Genomic DNA, 18,955 nt, shown 5'->3' with positions numbered 1-18,955 from the left:
CGTGGCGGAGCTCGACGACATCATCCACCAGCCGCTGCGGCTGAAGATCATGGCGGCGCTGAACGCGCTGCCTGCGACCGCGGGACTAGAGTTCGCGCGTCTGAAGAAGCTCACCGGCGCCACCGACGGCAATCTCGGCGCGCATATCGAGACCCTGGCCAAGGCGGGCTATGTGTCGGTGGAGAAGGCGTTCGTGGGCAAGAAGCCGCAGACGACGGTCACTGCCACGGCGGCAGGGCGTGGGGCGTTTGCGCGGCATGTTGCGACGTTGCAGGAGATTATTGCGGGGAGGCAGGGGTAGCTCACGCCGAGGAGCGCCTTCTCTCCGCCGTCATTCCGGAGCGCGGCCTGTCGGGCGCGAGCCCGGAATCCATTTTGCCATCAATGCAATTGCCCGATGGACCTCCGGGATGGCCGCGAACACCCCTGGGCTTGGAATGGGCCTGAGCAGTTCTCCACGGTCCGATCAAGCCCCGCCGTAGCAGCACCGCAAACAAGTCTGGCGGCAAGCAAAGCAATTCCAGTTGCATCCTGCCCGCGTAGCGTGTGTAGTGGAGCGATTACAAGGGGCAGGGAATGGCGAAAAAGGCAGGGAAGACGGCAAAAAAGGCGGCGAAGCGAGCGGCCAAAACGTCTTCTAAGCCAGCTGATCAGCAGACAACTGTGCAGCCGAGCAGTGCAGCGTCACGCGATGAGGTAGAGGCCTTGAAGAGTGAGGCCCGCGCGATATTGGAGGCCGCTGGCTTCCGAGTAAGCCGAAATATGTTTGGTGCGCTTACAGCCTACCGAACGGAGTTCGGGCAAGAGCGTCGCTATCGAGTCCAGGCGAATATCGAGATCACGCGGAAAGAAGTTCAAGACCACTTCGATAGCTATAAGGGTTATCGCAGGAATACGGATGACTTCGACGATTATTGGTTGGTCGGACGCCGCATCGCGGATGAGCCTATTCGACTGTCCCCAGAGAATGACCGCCGATTTAGGGTCATGGATATCGACCAGCTTGCCAAGCTTGTTGAACCTCCGCGTCCTCGAAACCGGGGTGGGAAGGCGCAAACCAAAATAGGTAAGGCGATTGAGCAGAACGAGCACAATATTCAGATCGTTGTAACTGCCCTCATTCTGCAGATTGACGCCAAACTCGAAGAGCTCAAACAGAACCGACCAAATTCAGACGAAGCGATCCTAAATCTCAACGGCCAAGTTTCGGAATATGAGCGGATGCGCGCTGAGCTGGTGAGTATCCGCGATATGGTTGCGGCGTTCATCGCGGGGCAAGTCAAAGAGGCGGCTGTCGTCAAATCCGTTACTACGTTCCGGGACGGCATTAAAAATTGGTGGCAGAAAGGGCACGAAGCGATCATTGGCCGCACGTACGACACGGCTCTGTTTCTTTCTTCCGTTGGCGCTCTCAAGCTTATGGAAGCCGATATGAAAACCGGGATGATCGTCGCGGGTGCGTTGATTGGCGGGAAGACCGTCGCTGGTGGTCTGAAGGGGCTCAGCAAAAAAATCTTTGGCGCATGAGATAATAGAGCCGGTCAGCTCTTTTTCCCGGATTGCGGTGACGGTGCAGTCCAATACTGTCACCGTAACTCGAGTGCTGGCCATTCGGCGTATCACTTCGTCGCGCCGGCGAGCGGCTTCTTCCGGTGAGTATTCTTCCGTCTGCGGTTCTTTTATCATAACGGGCCGTTACCCCTTTTTGAACTTTTTCAGCGATTTCAAAATCGCCTCAGTTTTTGCAATTGTCCTCACGTTGTCGCGCGACAAGTCGCCACCGCAGACTTTATCAATTATTCCTTTGGCCTTTTTCACAAGCTCATTGGATTTGCCGTCATCTGCAAGAACGACAATCATCGCGGCGCACCGCTTTTCCATGTCCTTGGAATTCATTTGCGAATTAGGAAATGGGTCAAGCAAAAGGCGCATCGCAAGTATCATATGGTAGCGAGCTGATTTGTAAGCCCTCAGTTCTTTGGTCCTGAGCCGAACCTCAAGCCTATAACTGGCTAGCGCCGCTAGGAAATATGGGTCCAGCTTGTCAGACTCTAGAAAGAAGTCCTTCCCCACTCTGGAGCGAAGCGCCTTGTAGCTCTTCGCTGCAACGTGCGGCTCTTCCAGAAACATCGATGCAAAGACCTTGATCAATGTTTGCGGAGAAACAATCTTGCCCTTTTCAACCGGAGTCCGGTCATATTGCCCATCTCGTCGCTCATAGTGCAGACGGTAAGGCTCCGGATATGACTCGAAATGCCGCTCAAGCTTTTTTGCAAAATCTGTGCGAGCGTAGATTTGCTCTTGAGTTAGCTCGGTCTGTTGATTTGTGCCCGTGACGACAGAATCAATGACGTTATCGTCATTCGTCCATATGAGCCGAAGTGGCACCTGGACATCAGAGTTTTTGAGGTTGTCTCTCTGGTCGAACAACACATTGCTTGTCTGACAACCATTGACGATCTGAAAATTCTCAATGGTTAGCGTATCGCCGAACTGCTTAAATCCTCTGGCAATAATGGTGACGCCGTTATTCATCAGGACAAAGCGCGGCCTCTTTTCAGAAAGCACAGTCTGTCTAATTCCAGAGTTGACTTCATTGTAGTCCTGCCAGTCTCTGACGTTATCGTAGAAAATCCCGCCAACAATTCCGTCTCCAGCGTCATCGCTGATGAGATTCACGAAATCCCTTGCTGGTAGATAGCCCAGATACGCCAACTGCACGCCGGCGATGCTTGGCACCTTCACCTTTTGCTCCCAAGTGAACGTCCTTACAACGGCGTTCTTGGCAGCCGTATGCAGGCGCATGATGTCGTCAGCCCCATAGGGAGTGAAGCTGACCGTTTCAAACATTTCAGTGTCCGAAATCGCTTTCGTTTCCGCGTTTCGGCGCGCGACTAGATTGGCGTCGTCCACCCACTTGCCAGTCGTGACATAGTAGATGTGGCAGGACGGTCGCTTCCTAAAGCTTGGTGCGCGGTTATAAATAGCCGCTCGAATCTCAGCTGCGTCCTTCACACTATCGTTCTGAACCATCGTTGGCACATCGCGGAAGAAGTCCTGAACGCCATTTCCGATCGTTCCGATTTTTGCCCCATCGAATCCTGCGGTGCGCTCTGCCTGAACAAAAATGAATGTGACTTCAAGGTAGCCGTTCTGATCAAGCATCTCCTGAACCTGATCAACGTCTGTCATCAGGGCGCCATTCACGATGATGGCCAAGCCGTCGATTCCGGTATCTCCACCATCCCCAATGACGACGTCGTTTAGGTCGAGCGCCCGGCTGAAATGTCGACGAATGGTCAGATAGGACGTCAGGTATTCAAAGCGGTCCTTCTCTGGCAACGCCTCGATGCCATTATCCTTCGAAAACTCCGCAAGTATTGCTTCTACGATTTTGTTCATCAAGGTTCTCTCCCCGGTTGTGGGAGAATAACCCGGCTATCCTGTGCAATCAAAGTGATAGCCCCCTCTAGAGGAGTGTAAGAAAGTCAGCACGCTACATTCCGGAATGACGGGGGAGTTCGGCGCCAGCCCCCTTGAGCCCCGCCCCGATTCGTGCGACCTCCGCCTCCAGCAAAACCCCTCATCCTGAGCCTTCGATGCACATTCTCCTGCTCGGTTCCGGCGGCCGCGAACACGCCCTGGCGTGGAAGATCGCGGCCTCCCCCCTGGTGACCAGGTTCTGGTGCGCGCCCGGCAATGCCGGCATCGCGCGGGAGGCGGAATGCGTGGCGCTCGACGTCGCCGACCATGCTGCGGTGATCGACTTCTGCAAGACGAACAAGGTCGAACTCGTGGTGGTCGGGCCGGAGACGCCGCTGGCGGCCGGCATCGTCGACGATCTCGCCGCGGCCGGCATCAAGGCGTTCGGGCCGAGCAGGATTCCCGCCCAGCTCGAAAGCTCCAAGGGCTTCACCAAGGCGCTCTGCACCGAATTCGGCATTCCGACCGGCGCCTACAAGCGCTTCACCAATGCCAAGGACGCGCGCGACTACGTGAACAGCCAGGGCGCGCCGATCGTGGTGAAGGCCGACGGGCTCGCCGCCGGCAAGGGCGTCGTCGTCGCCAAGACCGTGCGCGAGGCCGAAGACGCCATCGCGATGATGTTCGAGGGCGCCTTCGGCGAGGCCGGCACTGAAGTCGTGATCGAGGAGTTTCTGCCGGGTCGCGAGATCAGCTTCTTTGCGCTGTGCGACGGCGAGACCGCCATTCCCCTGGCCTCCGCCCAGGACCACAAGCGCGTGTTCGACCACGATGTCGGCCCAAACACCGGCGGCATGGGCGCCTATTCGCCGACGCCTTTGGTGACGCCCGCGGTCCACGACGCCATCATGGCGAAGATCATTTTGCCGACGGTCGCCGGCATGAAGCAGCGCGGCACGCCGTTCCGCGGCATTCTCTACGCCGGCATCATGCTGACGACGCAAGGCCCAAAGCTGTTCGAGTTCAACGTCCGCTTCGGCGATCCCGAGTGCCAGGTCCTGATGCTGCGCATGATGTCGGACATCGTGCCGGCCTTCCTGGCGTCGTGCGACGGCCAGCTGAAGAATTTCGATCTGCGCTGGCATCCGGACTCCGCGCTCACGGTGGTGATGGCGGCGAAGGGTTATCCCGGCGACTACCAGAAGGGCACGCGCATCGACGGGCTCGATGACGCCTCAGAGGTGGACACCGTCGAGATCTTCCACGCCGGCACGGTCGAGAAGGACGGCGCGATCCTCGCCAATGGCGGCCGTGTGCTCAATGTCTGCGCGCTCGGCAAGACCGTGACGGAGGCGCAGACGCGCGCCTATCAGGCCGTCGACCGCATCAGGTGGCCCGAGGGCTTCTGCCGCCGCGACATCGGCTGGCAGGCGGTGGAGGCGGAGAAGGCCAAGGGCTGAGCGAGGGCTCGTCCAGAGCTAGCTTGGCGCGGTCGTCGTCACCGGATGGCCACATGTGCACCCCAGAATGTGTAATCAGTCGCGGGGCTTACTGACCCCGATGATGATACCGGTACTGTGCATGGGGTTGTTTTCGCAATTTTAGGTGTCGGGGCCGGCCCCGGCTGACCCTTTAAAGGATGCAACAAGATGTCCGATCTCGCCGACCTCTATCCGGATTTTGCCTCCGAATGGATCAACACCTCGTTCGGCCGCATCTTCGCCCGCGTCGGCGGCAGCGGGCCGCCGCTGCTGCTCCTGCACGGCTTCTCCGAGACCCATGTGATGTGGCACCAGGTCGCGCCTGAGCTGGCCAAGCACTTCATGCTGATCATCGCCGACTTGCCGGGCTATGGCTGGTCCGACATGCCCGAGAGCGATGCGCTGCACATCCCCTACAGCAAGCGCGCCATGGCCAAGGCGATGGTGGAAGTGATGGAGCGGCTCGGTCACGTGCACTTCGCGCTGGCCGGACACGACCGCGGCGGCCGCGTCTCCTACCGCCTCGCGCTCGACCATCCCGGCCGGCTGTCGAAGCTCGCGGTGCTCGATATCCTGCCGACCTATAATTACTGGGAGCGGATGAACCGCGCCTATGCGCTGAAGATCTATCACTGGACCTTCCTGGCGCAGCCCTATCCGCTGCCGGAGACGCTGATCTCTGGCAATGGCGAGTTCTTCCTGCGCTTCAAGATGGCGAGCCAGACCAAGTCGAGGACGCTGGACGCCATCGACCCGCGCGCGCTCGAACATTACCTCGCCCCGTTCCGCGATCCCGCCCGCGTGCATGCGATGTGCGAGGACTACCGCGCCGGCGCCTATTTCGACTACGACCTCGACAAGGCCGATTTCGAAGCCGGCAAGAAGATCACCATTCCGATGCTGGCGCTGTGGGGCAATGCCGGTGTCGCGCAGGCCGCGGCGACGCCGCTCGACACCTGGCAGCAATGGGCGACGAACGTCGTGGGCATGCCGGTGGATTCCGGCCACTTCCTCACCGAGGAGAATCCCGACGTGACAGCAGAGGCGCTGCGGGAGTTCTTTGTGGGCAGCTAGCTAGCTAGCGCCGCTCCCGAAAGAACTCCTTGAGCAGCCGCGCCGCCTCGCTCTCGCCGACCCCGGAATAGACGTCCGGCGCGTGGTGGCAGGTCGGCGCGGCGAAGAACCGCACGCCTGATTCCACCGCGCCGCCCTTGGGATCGGCGGCGCCGTAATAGAGCCGCCGGACCCTTGCAAACGAGATCGCGCCCGCACACATGGTGCAGGGCTCCAGCGTCACGTAGAGGTCGCAGTCGACCAGGCGCTCGCTGCCGGTCTTCCTGGCCGCCTCGCGCAGCGCAACGATTTCGGCATGGCCGGTGGGGTCGCGGTCGGTCAGCGTCCGATTGGCGGCGGTGGCAATGACCTCGTCATTGCGGACCACCACGCAGCCGATCGGAACTTCGCCCGCTTTTCCGGCATTTTCGGCCGCCAGAAGCGCCAAATCCATGAAAGAGGGGGCTTTCAAGCCTCGTATCATCCGAAGAAACCTGCTAGTAGCTGCGCCTTCAGCAGAAGTGCTTACCGGTTTTGCCTGGGCATGCGGCTCGGAACGAGCGCGCACAATGCCTAATGGCCACCCCCTTGAGTGAGATCATTCATGCCTCGCGACAGCGACAAAGACAACGATTCCCGCGGCCGGCGAGGCCCGGCCAAAGGCGGCCGTTCCGGCAAGGCGCGCGGCCCCGAGAAGAAGTTCGCCAAGCGCGGTTTTGAGGGCAAGAGCGAGGGCAGGGGCGATCGCGACAGCCGCCCGCCCCGTGAGGGTAAACCGTTCCGCCGCCGCGAGGAGGGCGATGCCCCGCGCCGCGATTTTTCCGACCGTCCCCGCTTCAAGCGCGATGACCGCGGCGGCGAGGGTCGCGGCGAGCGCAGCTTCAAGCCGCGCGGCGACCGTCCGTTCTCCGATCGCTCCTCGCGTGATGGCGAGAAGCGCCCATTCAAGCCGCGCGGCGATCGGCCGTCCTATGGTCGTGACGACCGTCCGCCGCGCCGTGATCGTGACGATTCCCGTCCCGCCGGCCGGTTCGGCGACAAGAAATTTGGTGACAAGCGGCCCTACGCGCCGCGTGGCGATCGTCCGGAACGCAAGTTCGACGGCGAGCGGAAGTTTTCGCGGGGCGGCCCTGATCGCGACCGTGGCGAGCGCGGAGATTCCAAGCCGTGGCAGAAGCGCGACGACCGTCCGCGTGGCGATCGTCCGCCGCGCAAGGATTTTGGCAAAGGCCCGCGCAAGGATTTCGGCGGCCGTGATCGCGGCGAGGACAAGCCCTGGCAAAAGCGCGACGACCGTCGCGACAGCGGCGGCGGCGAGGACCGTCCGCGCTTCTCGCGCTCGCGCGACGATCGCGCCTCGGGTGACCGTCCGTTCCGCGAGCGGCCCAAATTCGATCGGCCGCGCGAGGATCGTCCGAAATTCGATCGGCCCCGTCGCGACGGCGATGGCGACCGCGGCGGGCGTGGCGGCGACCGGCCGACATTCAATCGTCCGCGCGAGCGCTCGGAAGGCCGTTCCGATTGGCACGAGCATCCGCGCAGCGAGGGCCGTTTCGGTGATCGCCCCCGCCGTGAGAACGAGGACGACAGCCGGATTTTCGAGAAGCGTCCGGCCTTCGGCGGCCGCGGCGCTTATCGTGAGCGCGACCGTGATTTCGACCGCCGTCCGCGGCGCGAAGAAGCGCCGAAGCCGAAGAAGGCCGGCGAGCGCATCGCCAAGGCGCTGGCGCGCGCGGGGCTTGCCTCGCGCCGCGATGCCGAGGAGATGGTCACGCAGGGCCGCGTCACCGTCAACGGCCGCGTCATCAACTCGCCCGCGCTCGACATCACCAAGAACGACGTCGTTCTGGTCGACGGCAAGCCGTTGCCGGAGCGCGAGCGCACGCGGCTGTTCCTCTATCACAAGCCGCGCGGGCTGATGACCACGCATGACGACCCCGAGGGTCGTCCGACCGTGTTCGACAACCTGCCCGAAGGCCTGCCGCGGCTGATCTCGATCGGCCGGCTCGATTTCAACACCGAAGGCCTGCTGCTGCTCACCAATGACGGCGGCCTCGCGCGCACGCTCGAACTGCCCGACACCGGCTGGCTGCGCCGCTATCGCGTTCGCGCCCATGGCGACGTCACCCAGGCGCAACTCGACGAGCTCAAGAACGGCATCGAGGTCGAAGGCGTCAAATACGGTCCGATCGAAGCGACACTGGAGCGCGACCAGGGCGCCAATGTCTGGCTGGTGTTCGCGATCCGCGAAGGCAAGAACCGCGAGGTGCGCAATGTCTGCGCCCATCTCGGCCTCGAGGTGAACCGGCTGATCCGCGTTTCTTACGGTCCGTTCCAGCTCGGCGAGGTGCCCGAAGGTCAGGTCGAGGAGATCAAGTCGCGCGTGTTGCGCGACCAGCTCGGCGACAAGGTGATCGAGAAGTCGGGGGCGCAGTTCGACGTGCCCTCGAAATCCGCCTCGCGCGTCGACGATGCGCCGCGCGAGATGAAGCCCGCCAGCAAGCGCGCGGTGATCAACGACCGCAAGGGCCGCCGCGTGCTGGTGCAGCGTACCGGCAGCGACGAGGCGCGCGAGCGCAACGAGGAAGAGGCCAACGGCTATGGCCCGCCGCGCCGTCCCAAGCGCGGCTATCACGGCAAGCGCGATTTGACGCCGCGGGAGGACTAGCTTGCGCGTCGTCGGCGGCAGGTTGAAGGGGCGCAATCTCGCCTCACCGTCCTCGCGCGACATCCGCCCCACGGCGGACCGCTTGCGCGAGTCCGTCTTCAATATCCTCGTGCACGCCTATGACGATCCGATTGCGGACGCGCGCGTGCTCGATCTCTTCGCCGGCACCGGGGCGCTCGGCATCGAGGCGTCGTCACGCGGCGCGAAGTTCACGCTGTTCGTCGACAACGGCGCGGAAGCTCGGGCGCTGCTGCGCAATAACGTCGAGTCGCTCGGCCTCGGCGGCGTGACGAAAGTCTATCGTCGCGACGCGACCGATCTCGGTCCGGCGCATCCCGTCGAGCCGTTCTCGCTGGCGTTCCTCGACCCGCCCTATGGCAAGGGCTTTGCCGAGAAGGCGCTGGCGAGCTTGCGGGATGGCGGCTGGCTGACGCCCGGCGCGTTGATCGTGGTCGAGGAGGCGAAGGCGGCGCAGTTCGCGACGCCGGAAGGTTTCGAGGAATTGGAGCGGCGGGCGTATGACGACACGGAGTTCGTGTTTTTGAAGCGGCCGTAGGCCCCGCTGCGTAGGGTGGGTTAGCCGAAGGCGTAACCCACCAAGGTCTCTTTCCGCGGAAGCAGAAGAGGTGGATTACGCCTTCGGCTAATCCACCCTACGGCACCTTCACCACGGCACCGTCACCTTCGCCCGAACAGCTTCTCCACATCGCTCAGCTTCAGCTCGACATAGGTCGGCCGGCCGTGATTGCACTGGCCGGAGTTCGGGGTGTCCTCCATCTCGCGGAGCAGGGCGTTCATCTCTTCCGGTCGCAACCTTCGGCCGGCGCGCACCGAACCGTGGCAGGCCATGGTCGCCGCGACATGCATCAGTCGGCGCTCGAGCGGCAGCGCCTCGTCCCATTCGGCCATGTGCTCGGAGAGATCGCGCAGCAATCCGCCCGCATTGGTCTTGCCGAGCAGCGAAGGCGTCTCGCGCACTGCGACCGCGCCGGGGCCGAAGGATTCGATGGCGAGGCCGAACGAGGCGAGCTCCTCGCTGCGCTCCAGGAGGCGCTCCACCGTCGCCTCGTCCATCTCGACGATCTCGGGAATGAGGAGGATCTGCCGCTGCACGCCGTTCGCCGCCAGCGAGGCCTTCAGCCGCTCATAGACAATGCGCTCATGCGCGGCGTGTTGGTCGACGATGATCAATCCGTCGCGGGTCTGCGAGACGATATAGGTCTCGTGGATCTGCGTGCGCGCGGCGCCAAGCGGACGATCGATGAGGTCAGCGACCGGTTGCGTCTCGAACCGCACGTCCGCGCTGGGCGCACCGACGTCGAAGGCGGCCTGCGCGCGCTCGGCGAAAGCGGGTGCGGCCGATCCTTCGAATGACGGCATCGGCGCAACGGGCGCGGACGGCGAGGCCCGCCAGTCCCAGCTTGCGGGACGCGGCGGCGTGAAGGCCGGCCGGAACGAAGACAACGCGCTCTCGCCGCTGTTGGCGGCGGTGCGACGCCCCTCACGCGCGAGACCTTCCTTCAATCCGTGCACGATCAGCGCGCGGACGAGGCCGGCGTTGCGGAAGCGCACTTCGGTCTTGGCCGGATGGACGTTGGCATCGACCTCGCGTGGGTCGAGCGTAACGAACAGCGCCAGCACGGGATGCCGGTCGCGTGGCAAATAGTCGGCATAGGCTCCGCGCACCGCGCCGAGGATCAGCTTGTCGCGGACCGGGCGGCCGTTGACGAAGAGATACTGCCCGAGCGCGTTGGCCTTGGTCAGCGCAGGTGCAGCGGCGTAGCCGGCGACGACGACGCCCTCGCGCTCGGCGTGGACCTCGAAGGCATGGCTGCGAAACTCAGCGCCCAGGATGTCGCCGAGCCGCGTCAGGCGGCCGGCGGCGCCGGGCAGCGCGGCAGCCCAAGTCACCGGTGCGCGCTCTTCGCCCGCCAGCGTGAAGGCGATATCGGGCCGCGCCATCGCGAGGCGCCGCACCACCTCGCGGATGGCTTCCGCCTCGGTGCGGTCAGTCTTGAGGAATTTGAGCCGGGCCGGCGTCGCATAGAAGAGGTCGCCAACCTCGACGCGGGTGCCATGCGCCAGCGCCGCCGGCATGATCTCGGACTTCTCGCCGCCCTCGACCGCGAGCGCCCAGGCGTGCGGCTCACCGGCATGCCGGGTGGTGATGGACAGTCGTGCCACCGAGCCGATCGAGGGCAGTGCCTCGCCGCGGAACCCGAGCGTACGAATCTGGAGCAAATCCTCGTCGTCGAGCTTGGAGGTGGCGTGGCGCTCGACCGCGAGCGCGAGGTCTTTCGCGGTCATGCCGCCGCCGTCGTCGGTGATGCCGATCCGCCGCCGGCCGCCGCCATCGGTGAACACGTCGATCCTGCTCGCGCCGGCATCGATCGCATTCTCGACCAGTTCCTTGACCACGCTCGCCGGTCGTTCGACCACCTCGCCGGCAGCGATGCGGTTGACGACCTGTTCTGGAAGCTGGCGGACGGGCATGAGGTTCTGAGTTTAGGCTTACGAATCTGGATTCGCGGACAGCGCTATTCTAGGCCGTGTTGCGTCAAAAGCATGTGTTGGGCAACAGCCGTGTGGCGGCCTGGGGAAGAGGGCTCCCTATCACATTGAAGACATTGAGCGTTCGAGAAAATTGCGCAGGCCGAGACCTGCCGACATCCGACGACGGTCCGGATTGTGAGGCGCCGGGCAGCGGTGTAGCATCGTGAAAAAACGGCAACAGGACGGGAGGACGCCATGTGCCATCTCTTCGCGCATCAGCCCCAGGGCGATTACGAATCCCAGACCCGCTCCTTGCGGATCGATGGCCATTGCACCTCGATCCGGCTGGAAATGGCGTTCTGGGACACGCTGGAGGAGATCGCGGCCAGGGAGGCCATGAGCCTCGGCAAGTTCCTGACGACGCTCTACAACGAGGTGCTCGACCATCATGGCGAGGTCAACAATTTCGCCTCGCTGCTGCGCTGCTCGTGCCTGATCTATCGCTCGAAGAGCATGGCGACGGTGCCGGAGTTCAAGGCGACGGTGGCACCGATTCTCGATGCGGCGGAATAGTCGCTCCAACCTCGATGTCGTCCCGGCCTAGTGCGCAATTGCGCACGGGCGCCGGGACCATACCGCGGAATCTGTCGAGCGTAGGTGATCTGAGTACCGAACCATTAATCTTCGCCAAACTGCTCCCTGTGGTTATGGGTCCCGGCGTTCGCCGGGACGACAGCTCAAGTGTGGATGCGTCATCGCTCCTCACCATCGTCCCGGTGCACATGACGGCAACGTACGATCAAATCTCCTTCTTCTGCATCGCCCCCGCAATGTAATCCGCCTGCCGGATCGCCAGCGCGACGATGGTCAGTGTCGGGTTGCAGGCCGCGCCGCTGGTGAACTGGCTGCCGTCCGAGACGAACAGGTTCTTGACGTCGTGGCTCTGTCCGAACTTGTTGACCACGCCGTCGCGCGGCTTCTCGCTCATCCGGTTGGTGCCGAGATTGTGGGTGCTCGGATAGGGCGGCGTCGGATAGGTCACGGTGGCGCCGACGGCGTCGTAGACCGCAGCGCCCTGCTTGTAGGCGTGCGCGCGCATCGCGAGGTCGTTGGGATGATCGTCGAAATGTACGCTCGCGACCGGCTGCCCGAACTTGTCCTTCACGCGAGGGTCGAGCGTGATGCGGTTGGTCTCCTGCGGCATGTCCTCGCCGACCAGCCACATGCCGGCCATCCTGGGATAACCGTCGAGCGCTGCGGTGAATGGACGGCCCCAGGCGCCGGGATTGAGGAACGCCGCCATGAACGGCAGTCCGATCGAGAGGGTCTCCATCTCGTAGCCGCCGACGAAGCCGCGCTTCGGATTGTTGGCGGCTTCATCGCGGATGATGCCGGCCATGGTCGTGCCGCGATACATGTGCACGGACTTCTCGAACACGGCGTAGACGCTGCCGGTCATGTGCCGCATGTAGTTGCGGCCGACCTGGCCCGATGAGTTGCCAAGGCCGTCGGGGAACATGGTCGAGGCGCTGTTGAGCAGCAGCCGCGGGCTCTCGATCGAGTTGCCGGCGACCGCGACGATGCGTGCCTTCTGACGTTGCATCGCGCCGCTCTCGTCGGCGTAGACGACGCCGGTGACCTTGCCGCCGGCATCGTGCTCGATCTTGATCGCCATACTGCTCGGCCGCACTTCGAGATTGCCAGTCGCCTCGCCCTTGGGGATCTCGGTGTAGAGCGTCGACCATTTCGCGCCGGATTTGCAGCCCTGGAAGCAGAAGCCGATCTGCTGGCAGGCGCCGCGGCCGTCGCGCGGCTGGCTGTTGATCGCCATGTTGCCGGTGTGCACGGTCTTGTAGCCGAGCTTCTTGGCGCCTGCTTCCAGCACCTTGAAATTATTGTTGCCAGGAAGGCCGGGAATGCCGTTGGTGCGGGTCACGCCCATCTTGTTCTCGGCCTTGGCGTACCACGGCTCCATTTCGGCGAGCGTGACCGGCCAGTCCAGGAGGTTGGCTCAGGGAAGGTTGCCGTAGGTGCTCTTCACCCTGAACTCGTGCTCGCCGAAGCGCAGCGAGGCGCCGGCCCAATGGGTCGTCGAGCCGCCGACCGCCTTGACGATCCAGGCGGGAAGGCCGGAAAAATCCTTGGCGACGCGCCACGTGCCCGACGTGGTGCGCGCATCGGTCCAGGCGAGCTGAGAAAAACTCTCCCACTCGTCGTTGACGAAGTCGTGGTTCTCGATGCGGGGACCCGCTTCGAGAATGACCACCTTGACGCCCTTCTGCGCGAGCTCGTTGCCCAGCGTGCCGCCGCCGGCACCGGAGCCGACGATCACCACAACGCTGGAGTCGTTCAGATCGAATTTTGCCATATGCGTTCTCCTGAACCGTTGGGGTGGGTCTCAAGCCTTCGGCAGCCAGTCGATGTCGGCGAAGCCACGGTTGATGTAGCCGCCGTGCTCGGCGGAGGAGCCCTCGTAGCCGAAGCGTGGCCAGACCTCCTTCTGATTGTAGAGCGACACGATGAGATCGCCGCGCACCTTCTGGAAGAAGTCGCTTCCCTCGATCTCCTTCAAGAGCACCACACGGTCGGCCTCCCATGGCACTTCGACATAGGGCACCTTGTGGCGATCCCGTGCATTCTGATCGAGACGCGTGATGCCGTCGCTGATCAGCGACTTGACGGCGGGATCCTTCGCCGCTTTGCCGTCCCACGGCTTGACCGCGGTGATGTAGTAGCTGTCGCCGAGCATGTCGTGCGGATAGATGTCGCGCGCGACTTTCAGCAGTGTCTTCATCGTCGCAGGCGAAAGCGCGCTGGCATCATCGGCCCACGCATCTTCGATGCTCACAGTGACGCTGGTCGCAACGGCTACGACCGGCACGGCGGTCGCCGCGCCCTTGAGAAAGACGCGACGGCTGTGCTTGCTTCGACGATCGACTTCTCTCATGGCATTCCTCCGTGGATTTTTATTTTGTGATTTTGATTAGTTGAAACGTCCGCCCCGTTGGATCACTTCGATCTTGTAGCCATCGGGATCGCTGACGAAGAAGAAGCGCGCCAGTGTCCTGCCGTCGTGCTTGAAATCGCGTAAGGGCCCCGGCGCGAGCTTCTCGCGCTCGAAGCGGGCATGCTCGGTCTCGAGATCCTCGACCACCACGGCGAGATGGCCGTAGCCGTCACCGGGCTGGTACGGCTCCTTGCGATCGAAATTCACCGTCAACTCGACCTCGAAAGGTGAGGAGGGGTGACGCAGATAGATCAGGGCAAAGTCCGCGAATTTCAGATGGTCGGCGACCTCTAAGCCGAAGGCACGCCGGTAGAAGTCGAGCGAGCGCGCCTCGTCGAGCACGCGGATCATCGAATGCACCGGCTTTGCCATTCAGTTCTGCTCCTTCAGGTAAGCGATGATGGCGGCGCGCGTCTCCGGCTTGCCTTGCCGGTAGGCCATGACGACGCGGGGAATGACAGCCTGCGGATTGGTCAGCCAGGCGTCGAGCCGGGCTTCGTCCCAGGTGAAGTCTGCGTTCGCGAGGCCTTGCGAATACCGAAAGCCTTCGACCTTGCCGGCGGGACCGCCCACGACCTTGAGCAGCGGAGGCCCCTGGCGCGCCGGCTCCGACAAGTTGGTGGTGTGGCACACGGCGCATTGTTGCTTGAAGAGTGTCGCGCCATCCGGCGGCTTCGCGGCCGGCAAAGGCATTTGCGCGTCGGCCACCCGCACCACCAGCACCATCGCGGTGCACAATCCCAGCACGATCGCGCGCATCGTCAAGTGCCGCCCATCCACATCAACCTGCGCAAACTCTAGGCGGCGTCAGACGGGCGGTGGTAGTAGCGGGCTGTTTCGTTGCGCGCGGAGATGCTCGTGATGCGCAGTGTTCCGCGTTGCCTTATATGCGGAGCACAATTCCGCGAAACCGCCGTCAAATCCCTAAACGATCACCACACGACGCGGATTGCATCGTGATCGCGCCGTTCGAAATCTCGACGCGATGAACTGGTTCGGCACAGGCGGGCGGCGCAGGAAGCAGCCGAACCGTTCATCGCGGAAAATCCAGGAGAAATGAATGAAGTTGGTGAAGACCTCTGCAATCGCATGCGCTGTCGCAGCCCTCATTGCAACGCCCGTTTTCGCGCAAGGTACGTCATCTGGCGCCAGGCCTGGCGGCACCGTGCAAAGCAAACCCATGCAGGGCGGCGCGGCAGGCAGTGAGGACGAAGACGTCGGTGCACAGCAGGGGGCCGCAGGCGAGAAGACGGGCATGAAGTCGACCAAGGGCACGAAGGGCACGGTCGGCACCACGGGCAGCGCGTCGCACAAGGGGGCGGTCGACAATTCCGCCACCGGCAGTCCTGCTCCCGCCAAGCGTTACTGACGCCGGGCCGCGAACAGGCAAACCTCCGGTCGCTCCGCGACTGGAGGTTCTTGCCCAATCAATCGTCGAAGCGCCCGCCGCGTCCGGCCTTGACGTCGCTGCGGCGCTTCTTGCCCTCGAGCCGGCGTTGCTTTGAGCCAAAAGTCGGCTTTGTCGCCCGCCGCGGCTTTGGCCGCACCATGGCTTCGCGCAGCATCTCCGTGAGGCGGTCGATGGCGTCCTGGCGGTTGCGCTCCTGGGTGCGGAAGCGCTGCGCCTGGATCACGATCACGCCGTCCTTGGTCATGCGCTGACCGGCGAGGCGGGCGAGCCGAATTGCCGCATCCTCCGGCAGGGTCAGCTTGCGCGCGTCGAAGCGCAGCTGGGCCGAGGTCGCGACCTTGTTGACGTTCTGCCCGCCCGGGCCGGAGGCGCGGACAAAGCCGATCTCGATGTCGTCCTCGTCGATGACGAGATCGCGGGATATCCGCAGCATGGTGGCACCAGGAAAAAGATTCGCGCGCGCACCATAGCTGCTTTGATGGAAATTTGCCGCGCTCTATCCGTTCCCTCCCCCACAAGGGGGAGAGAACATAGCGTACGCTGGCGCAGCGAGAGAACGCTGTCGCTCACACGGCAGAATCAGTTCGACTTCGTCGCTGGAGCCGCGGAAGGCTGCGCCGCGGCCTGCGGGGCGCGGCCGACGACGACGGTCAGGAGACCCTGGCCCCAAAGGCGCTTGGCGGCGGCCTTGGCGTCGTCCAGCGTCACGGCATCGACGATGGCGTTGCGCTTCTCGATATAGTCGATCGGCAGCTTGTCCTGCTGGTACTGCAGCAGCGCTTGCGCCAGCTTGGAGGAGGTGTCCAGCGCCAGCATCTGCGAACCCTTGAGGTAGGACTTGGCCTCGTCGAGCTCCTTCTGCGTCGGGCCTTCCTCGGCGATCCGGCGCACTTCCTTTTCAATGGCATCGATGGTGTCGCCAGCGCGGTCGGCGCGCGTGCCGGTATTGCCGATGAACACCGCCGAATGCTCCATCCAGAGCAGCGCTTCATAGACCGAATAGGCCAGGCCTCGCTTCTCGCGGACCTCGCGATAGAGCCGCGAGGACAATCCGCCGCCGCCGAGGATGTGGTTGACGACATAGGCCGCCATGAAGTTGGGATCGCTGCGCTTCACGCCGGGGCCGCCGAACGTGATCACGGTCTGCGGCACGTCGAGGGTCACGAAGGCGCGTTGCGGCGGTTTTGCGGCCTCGACGTCGGGGACCGGCGTGAGGTTGGCCTTGGCGGGCAGGGCCCCAAAGGTGTGGTCGAGCAGCTTGCCGAGGGTCGCCGGATCGACGTCGCCGACGACCGCGATCTTCAGCCCGTCCTTCGCAAGCACGCGGCCGACATAGTCTTTCATGTCGGCGACCGTGATGGTCGGCACGCTGTCGAGGTTGCCGTTGCTCTGCCGGCTATAGGGATGATCGCCGAAGGCGACCTCCAGGAATTTGCGGCTCGCCAGCGAGGTCGGATTGGTGGTCTCGCGGCGCAGGCCCGAGACGACCTGCGAGCGGATGCGCTCGACATCGGCGGGGTCGAAATGCGGCGAGGTCAGCGCGCTCCGCAAAAGGTCGAAGGCCTCGTCCTTGTTGTCGCGCAGCATGCGCAGGCTGCCGCGGAAAGTGTCGCGGGTGGCGCTGAAGGAGAGCTCGATGGCGCGGCGGTCGAGCCGCTCGTGGAAGGTTTTGGAGTCGAGATCGCCGGAGCCTTCGTCGAGGAGATCGCCGACCAGATTGGCGACGCCCGGCTTGTCCTTGGGATCCTGCGCCGAGCCGCCGGCAAAGGAATATTCCATGGCGATCAGCGGCACGGTCGCGTCCTGCACGAACCAGGCCTCGATACCACCCGGCGAGACCAGGTGCTGGATCTTCGCAGCCGCCTGTGACGGCGAGACCGAAGCGAGCGCAAGCGCAGCGCCGGTGGCGAGGGAGAATGCAGCGCGTCGAAGGAAGGGGTAGGTCACGAACGCTTCTCCTCGCGCTTGGTGGCGGCAGTGTCCTTGATCAGATAGCCCGTCACCGAGCGCTTCTTCTCGAGCCATTTCTGCGCAACGGCGCGGACCTGCTCGGCCGTGACCGCGCGGATGCGGTCGGGCCAGCTCCTGATGTCCTCGATCGACAGGCCTGTGGTCAGCGCGCCGCCATACCAGCGTGCCAGCACCGCCTGATTGTCCTGGGCGTAGATCGCCTCAGCGATCAGCTGGGTCTTGACCCGCTCCAGATCCTCGGCGCGGATCGGGTTCTGCGCGACATTGGCGATGACGCCATCGACCGCCTGCTCGACCTCGGCGAAGCTGACGCCGGGTTTTGGTGAGGCCGAGATCGCGAACTGGGTCGGGTCGAGTGAGATGCTCGAATAGCTGGCGTTGGCGGAGACCGCGAGCGGCTTGTCGACGACGAGGGCGCGGTAGAGATAGGAATTGCTGCCGCTGCCCATCAGCTGCGCCAGCACGTCGAGGGCGGCGCTTTCACCGGCAGCGGCCGTGGTTGCCGAGGGCACCAGATAATAACGCCGCATGCTCGGCTGCTCGACGCGCGGGTCGGCCAGCGTGACGGTGCGCGGGGCGGCAGGCTCCGGCTCCTGCGGACGGACGCGCCGCGCCGGAATGGCTGATTGCGCCGGGATGGAGCCGAAATTGCGCTCGACCAGCGGGCGTATGTCGGCGGCCTCGACGTCGCCGGCGATCACCAGGATCGCGTTGTTCGGCGCATAGAAGCGGCGGTAGAAGGCGAGCGCGTCCTCGCGATCGAGCTTCTCGATCTCCTGATGCCAGCCGATCACGGGACGGCCGTAGGGATGATTGAGATAGAGCGCGGCCATGATCTGCTCGTTCAGCCGAGCGTCCGGATTGTTGGCGACGCGCATGTTGTACTCTTCGAGCACGACGTCGCGCTCGGGCAGCACGTTCTCGTCCTTGAGGATGAGGCCGGTCATGCGGTCGGCCTCGAACTCCATCATGGTCGGCAGCTGCTCTTTCGGCACGCGCTGGTAATAGTTGGTGTAGTCGACCGAGGTCGAGGCGTTCTCGTTGCCGCCGACGCGAAGCACGGTCTGGGAGAATTCGCCGACCGGATGCTTCGAGGTGCCCTTGAACATCAGGTGCTCGAGGAAGTGGGCGAGGCCGGACTTGCCCGGCGTCTCGTCGGCCGAGCCGACCTTGTACCAGATCATCTCGGTGACGACGGGCGTGCGGTGATCGGGGATCACCACGACCTGCATGCCGTTGCTGAGCGTGAAGCTGGCGGGCGGGGCCGATGTTACCGTGGTCTGGGCAAGGGCCGCGCCTGATGTCAGGACACTGGTCGAAAGCAGCGCGGCAAGGAGGCAGGCAGCCGATCGGTAAGAGGACATCATGATCCTTTTGAAAGGCCGAGGTCCGGATGTCCGGCTCGGACGGCACGGCATGCTACACCGTGCGGCTGAGGCTTCGCGTCA

Annotated in this window: 17 protein-coding genes and 1 pseudogene; 8 read left to right on the top strand and 10 right to left on the bottom strand. The window is 63.6% G+C overall.

The genetic code is table 11. The features are described 5' to 3' along the window. The first annotated feature begins 1 nt into the window (after window position 1). Both RAD04_RS35040 and RAD04_RS35035 read left to right on the top strand, forming a co-directional pair. The gene (locus tag RAD04_RS35040) at window positions 2-301 is read left to right on the top strand and encodes a winged helix-turn-helix domain-containing protein (RefSeq protein WP_061029834.1); all 300 of its coding nucleotides are present in this window, start codon (window positions 2-4) and stop codon (window positions 299-301) included. A gap of 275 nt (window positions 302-576) precedes the next feature. After that, window positions 577-1,527, top strand: a complete 951-nt coding sequence (locus RAD04_RS35035) for a hypothetical protein (protein ID WP_461627420.1) — start codon at window positions 577-579, stop codon at window positions 1,525-1,527. 168 nt (window positions 1,528-1,695) lie between these two features. Here the strand turns inward: RAD04_RS35035 and RAD04_RS35030 are convergent, their stop codons facing one another. Beyond that, window positions 1,696-3,402 carry an AIPR family protein gene (locus tag RAD04_RS35030; protein WP_461627419.1) on the bottom strand — a complete coding sequence of 569 codons (1,707 nt, stop codon included), beginning with the start codon at window positions 3,400-3,402 and terminating at the stop codon, window positions 1,696-1,698. Window positions 3,403-3,599: 197 nt separating this feature from the next. Here RAD04_RS35030 and purD point away from each other — a divergent pair, with 197 nt between their 5' ends. Together purD and RAD04_RS35020 are read left to right on the top strand one after the other, a co-directional pair. Then, window positions 3,600-4,883 carry a phosphoribosylamine--glycine ligase gene (purD, locus tag RAD04_RS35025; RefSeq protein ID WP_461627418.1) on the top strand — a complete coding sequence of 428 codons (1,284 nt, stop codon included), beginning with the start codon at window positions 3,600-3,602 and terminating at the stop codon, window positions 4,881-4,883. A gap of 189 nt (window positions 4,884-5,072) precedes the next feature. Then, window positions 5,073-5,978 (top strand): alpha/beta fold hydrolase, encoded by a 906-nt coding sequence (locus tag RAD04_RS35020; RefSeq protein WP_461627417.1) that lies wholly within the window; start codon window positions 5,073-5,075, stop codon window positions 5,976-5,978. 4 nt (window positions 5,979-5,982) lie between these two features. On the opposite strand, the gene RAD04_RS35015 is transcribed toward RAD04_RS35020, so the two are convergent. Beyond that, on the bottom strand, window positions 5,983-6,441 hold the full coding sequence (locus tag RAD04_RS35015; protein WP_461627416.1) for a nucleoside deaminase: 459 nt from the start codon (window positions 6,439-6,441) through the stop codon (window positions 5,983-5,985). Between the two features lie 120 nt (window positions 6,442-6,561). On the opposite strand from RAD04_RS35015, the gene RAD04_RS35010 reads away from it, so the two are divergent. Together RAD04_RS35010 and rsmD are read left to right on the top strand one after the other, a co-directional pair. Then, window positions 6,562-8,625: a pseudouridine synthase gene (locus RAD04_RS35010; protein WP_461627415.1), complete on the top strand. Its 2,064-nt coding sequence runs from the start codon at window positions 6,562-6,564 to the stop codon at window positions 8,623-8,625. A gap of 1 nt (window position 8,626) precedes the next feature. Then, window positions 8,627-9,181 carry a 16S rRNA (guanine(966)-N(2))-methyltransferase RsmD gene (gene rsmD, locus RAD04_RS35005; RefSeq protein WP_461627414.1) on the top strand — a complete coding sequence of 185 codons (555 nt, stop codon included), beginning with the start codon at window positions 8,627-8,629 and terminating at the stop codon, window positions 9,179-9,181. A 122-nt stretch (window positions 9,182-9,303) separates the two neighbouring features. Here rsmD and mutL read toward each other — a convergent pair whose 3' ends face one another. Further along, window positions 9,304-11,118, bottom strand: a complete 1,815-nt coding sequence (gene mutL / locus RAD04_RS35000; RefSeq protein ID WP_461627413.1) for a DNA mismatch repair endonuclease MutL — start codon at window positions 11,116-11,118, stop codon at window positions 9,304-9,306. Between the two features lie 255 nt (window positions 11,119-11,373). Here mutL and RAD04_RS34995 point away from each other — a divergent pair, with 255 nt between their 5' ends. Continuing rightward, window positions 11,374-11,691 (top strand): ribbon-helix-helix domain-containing protein, encoded by a 318-nt coding sequence (locus tag RAD04_RS34995; RefSeq protein ID WP_461627412.1) that lies wholly within the window; start codon window positions 11,374-11,376, stop codon window positions 11,689-11,691. Window positions 11,692-11,917: 226 nt separating this feature from the next. Here the strand turns inward: RAD04_RS34995 and RAD04_RS34990 are convergent. The 4 genes and pseudogenes from RAD04_RS34990 to RAD04_RS34975 form a co-directional block, all read right to left on the bottom strand. Continuing rightward, window positions 11,918-13,486 (bottom strand): annotated as a pseudogene (locus RAD04_RS34990) (GMC family oxidoreductase). Between the two features lie 30 nt (window positions 13,487-13,516). Further along, on the bottom strand, window positions 13,517-14,065 hold the full coding sequence (locus RAD04_RS34985; RefSeq protein WP_461627411.1) for a gluconate 2-dehydrogenase subunit 3 family protein: 549 nt from the start codon (window positions 14,063-14,065) through the stop codon (window positions 13,517-13,519). Between the two features lie 36 nt (window positions 14,066-14,101). After that, on the bottom strand, window positions 14,102-14,497 hold the full coding sequence (locus tag RAD04_RS34980; protein WP_028140132.1) for a VOC family protein: 396 nt from the start codon (window positions 14,495-14,497) through the stop codon (window positions 14,102-14,104). Next, entirely contained in the window at window positions 14,498-14,884 is a 387-nt protein-coding gene (locus tag RAD04_RS34975) for a c-type cytochrome (protein ID WP_461627410.1), read from the bottom strand. It abuts the gene before it with no gap. A gap of 301 nt (window positions 14,885-15,185) precedes the next feature. Here RAD04_RS34975 and RAD04_RS34970 point away from each other — a divergent pair, with 301 nt between their 5' ends. Then, the gene (locus RAD04_RS34970; protein WP_461627409.1) at window positions 15,186-15,494 is read left to right on the top strand and encodes a hypothetical protein; all 309 of its coding nucleotides are present in this window, start codon (window positions 15,186-15,188) and stop codon (window positions 15,492-15,494) included. Between the two features lie 58 nt (window positions 15,495-15,552). On the opposite strand, the gene arfB is transcribed toward RAD04_RS34970, so the two are convergent. The 3 genes from arfB to RAD04_RS34955 all read right to left on the bottom strand — a co-directional run bounded on the left by arfB (window position 15,553) and on the right by RAD04_RS34955 (window position 18,874). Beyond that, window positions 15,553-15,969 (bottom strand): alternative ribosome rescue aminoacyl-tRNA hydrolase ArfB, encoded by a 417-nt coding sequence (arfB, locus tag RAD04_RS34965; protein WP_018321949.1) that lies wholly within the window; start codon window positions 15,967-15,969, stop codon window positions 15,553-15,555. Between the two features lie 146 nt (window positions 15,970-16,115). Then, window positions 16,116-17,483 carry a M16 family metallopeptidase gene (locus RAD04_RS34960; protein WP_461627408.1) on the bottom strand — a complete coding sequence of 456 codons (1,368 nt, stop codon included), beginning with the start codon at window positions 17,481-17,483 and terminating at the stop codon, window positions 16,116-16,118. Further along, window positions 17,480-18,874, bottom strand: a complete 1,395-nt coding sequence (locus RAD04_RS34955) for a M16 family metallopeptidase (protein WP_461616633.1) — start codon at window positions 18,872-18,874, stop codon at window positions 17,480-17,482. Before RAD04_RS34955 ends, RAD04_RS34960 begins: the two co-directional genes overlap by 4 nt. Window positions 18,875-18,955 lie beyond the last annotated feature (81 nt).

It is taken from the genome of Bradyrhizobium sp. 25ACV (assembly GCF_054863005.1).
This window is presented reverse-complemented; position numbering and strand designations above follow the sequence as displayed.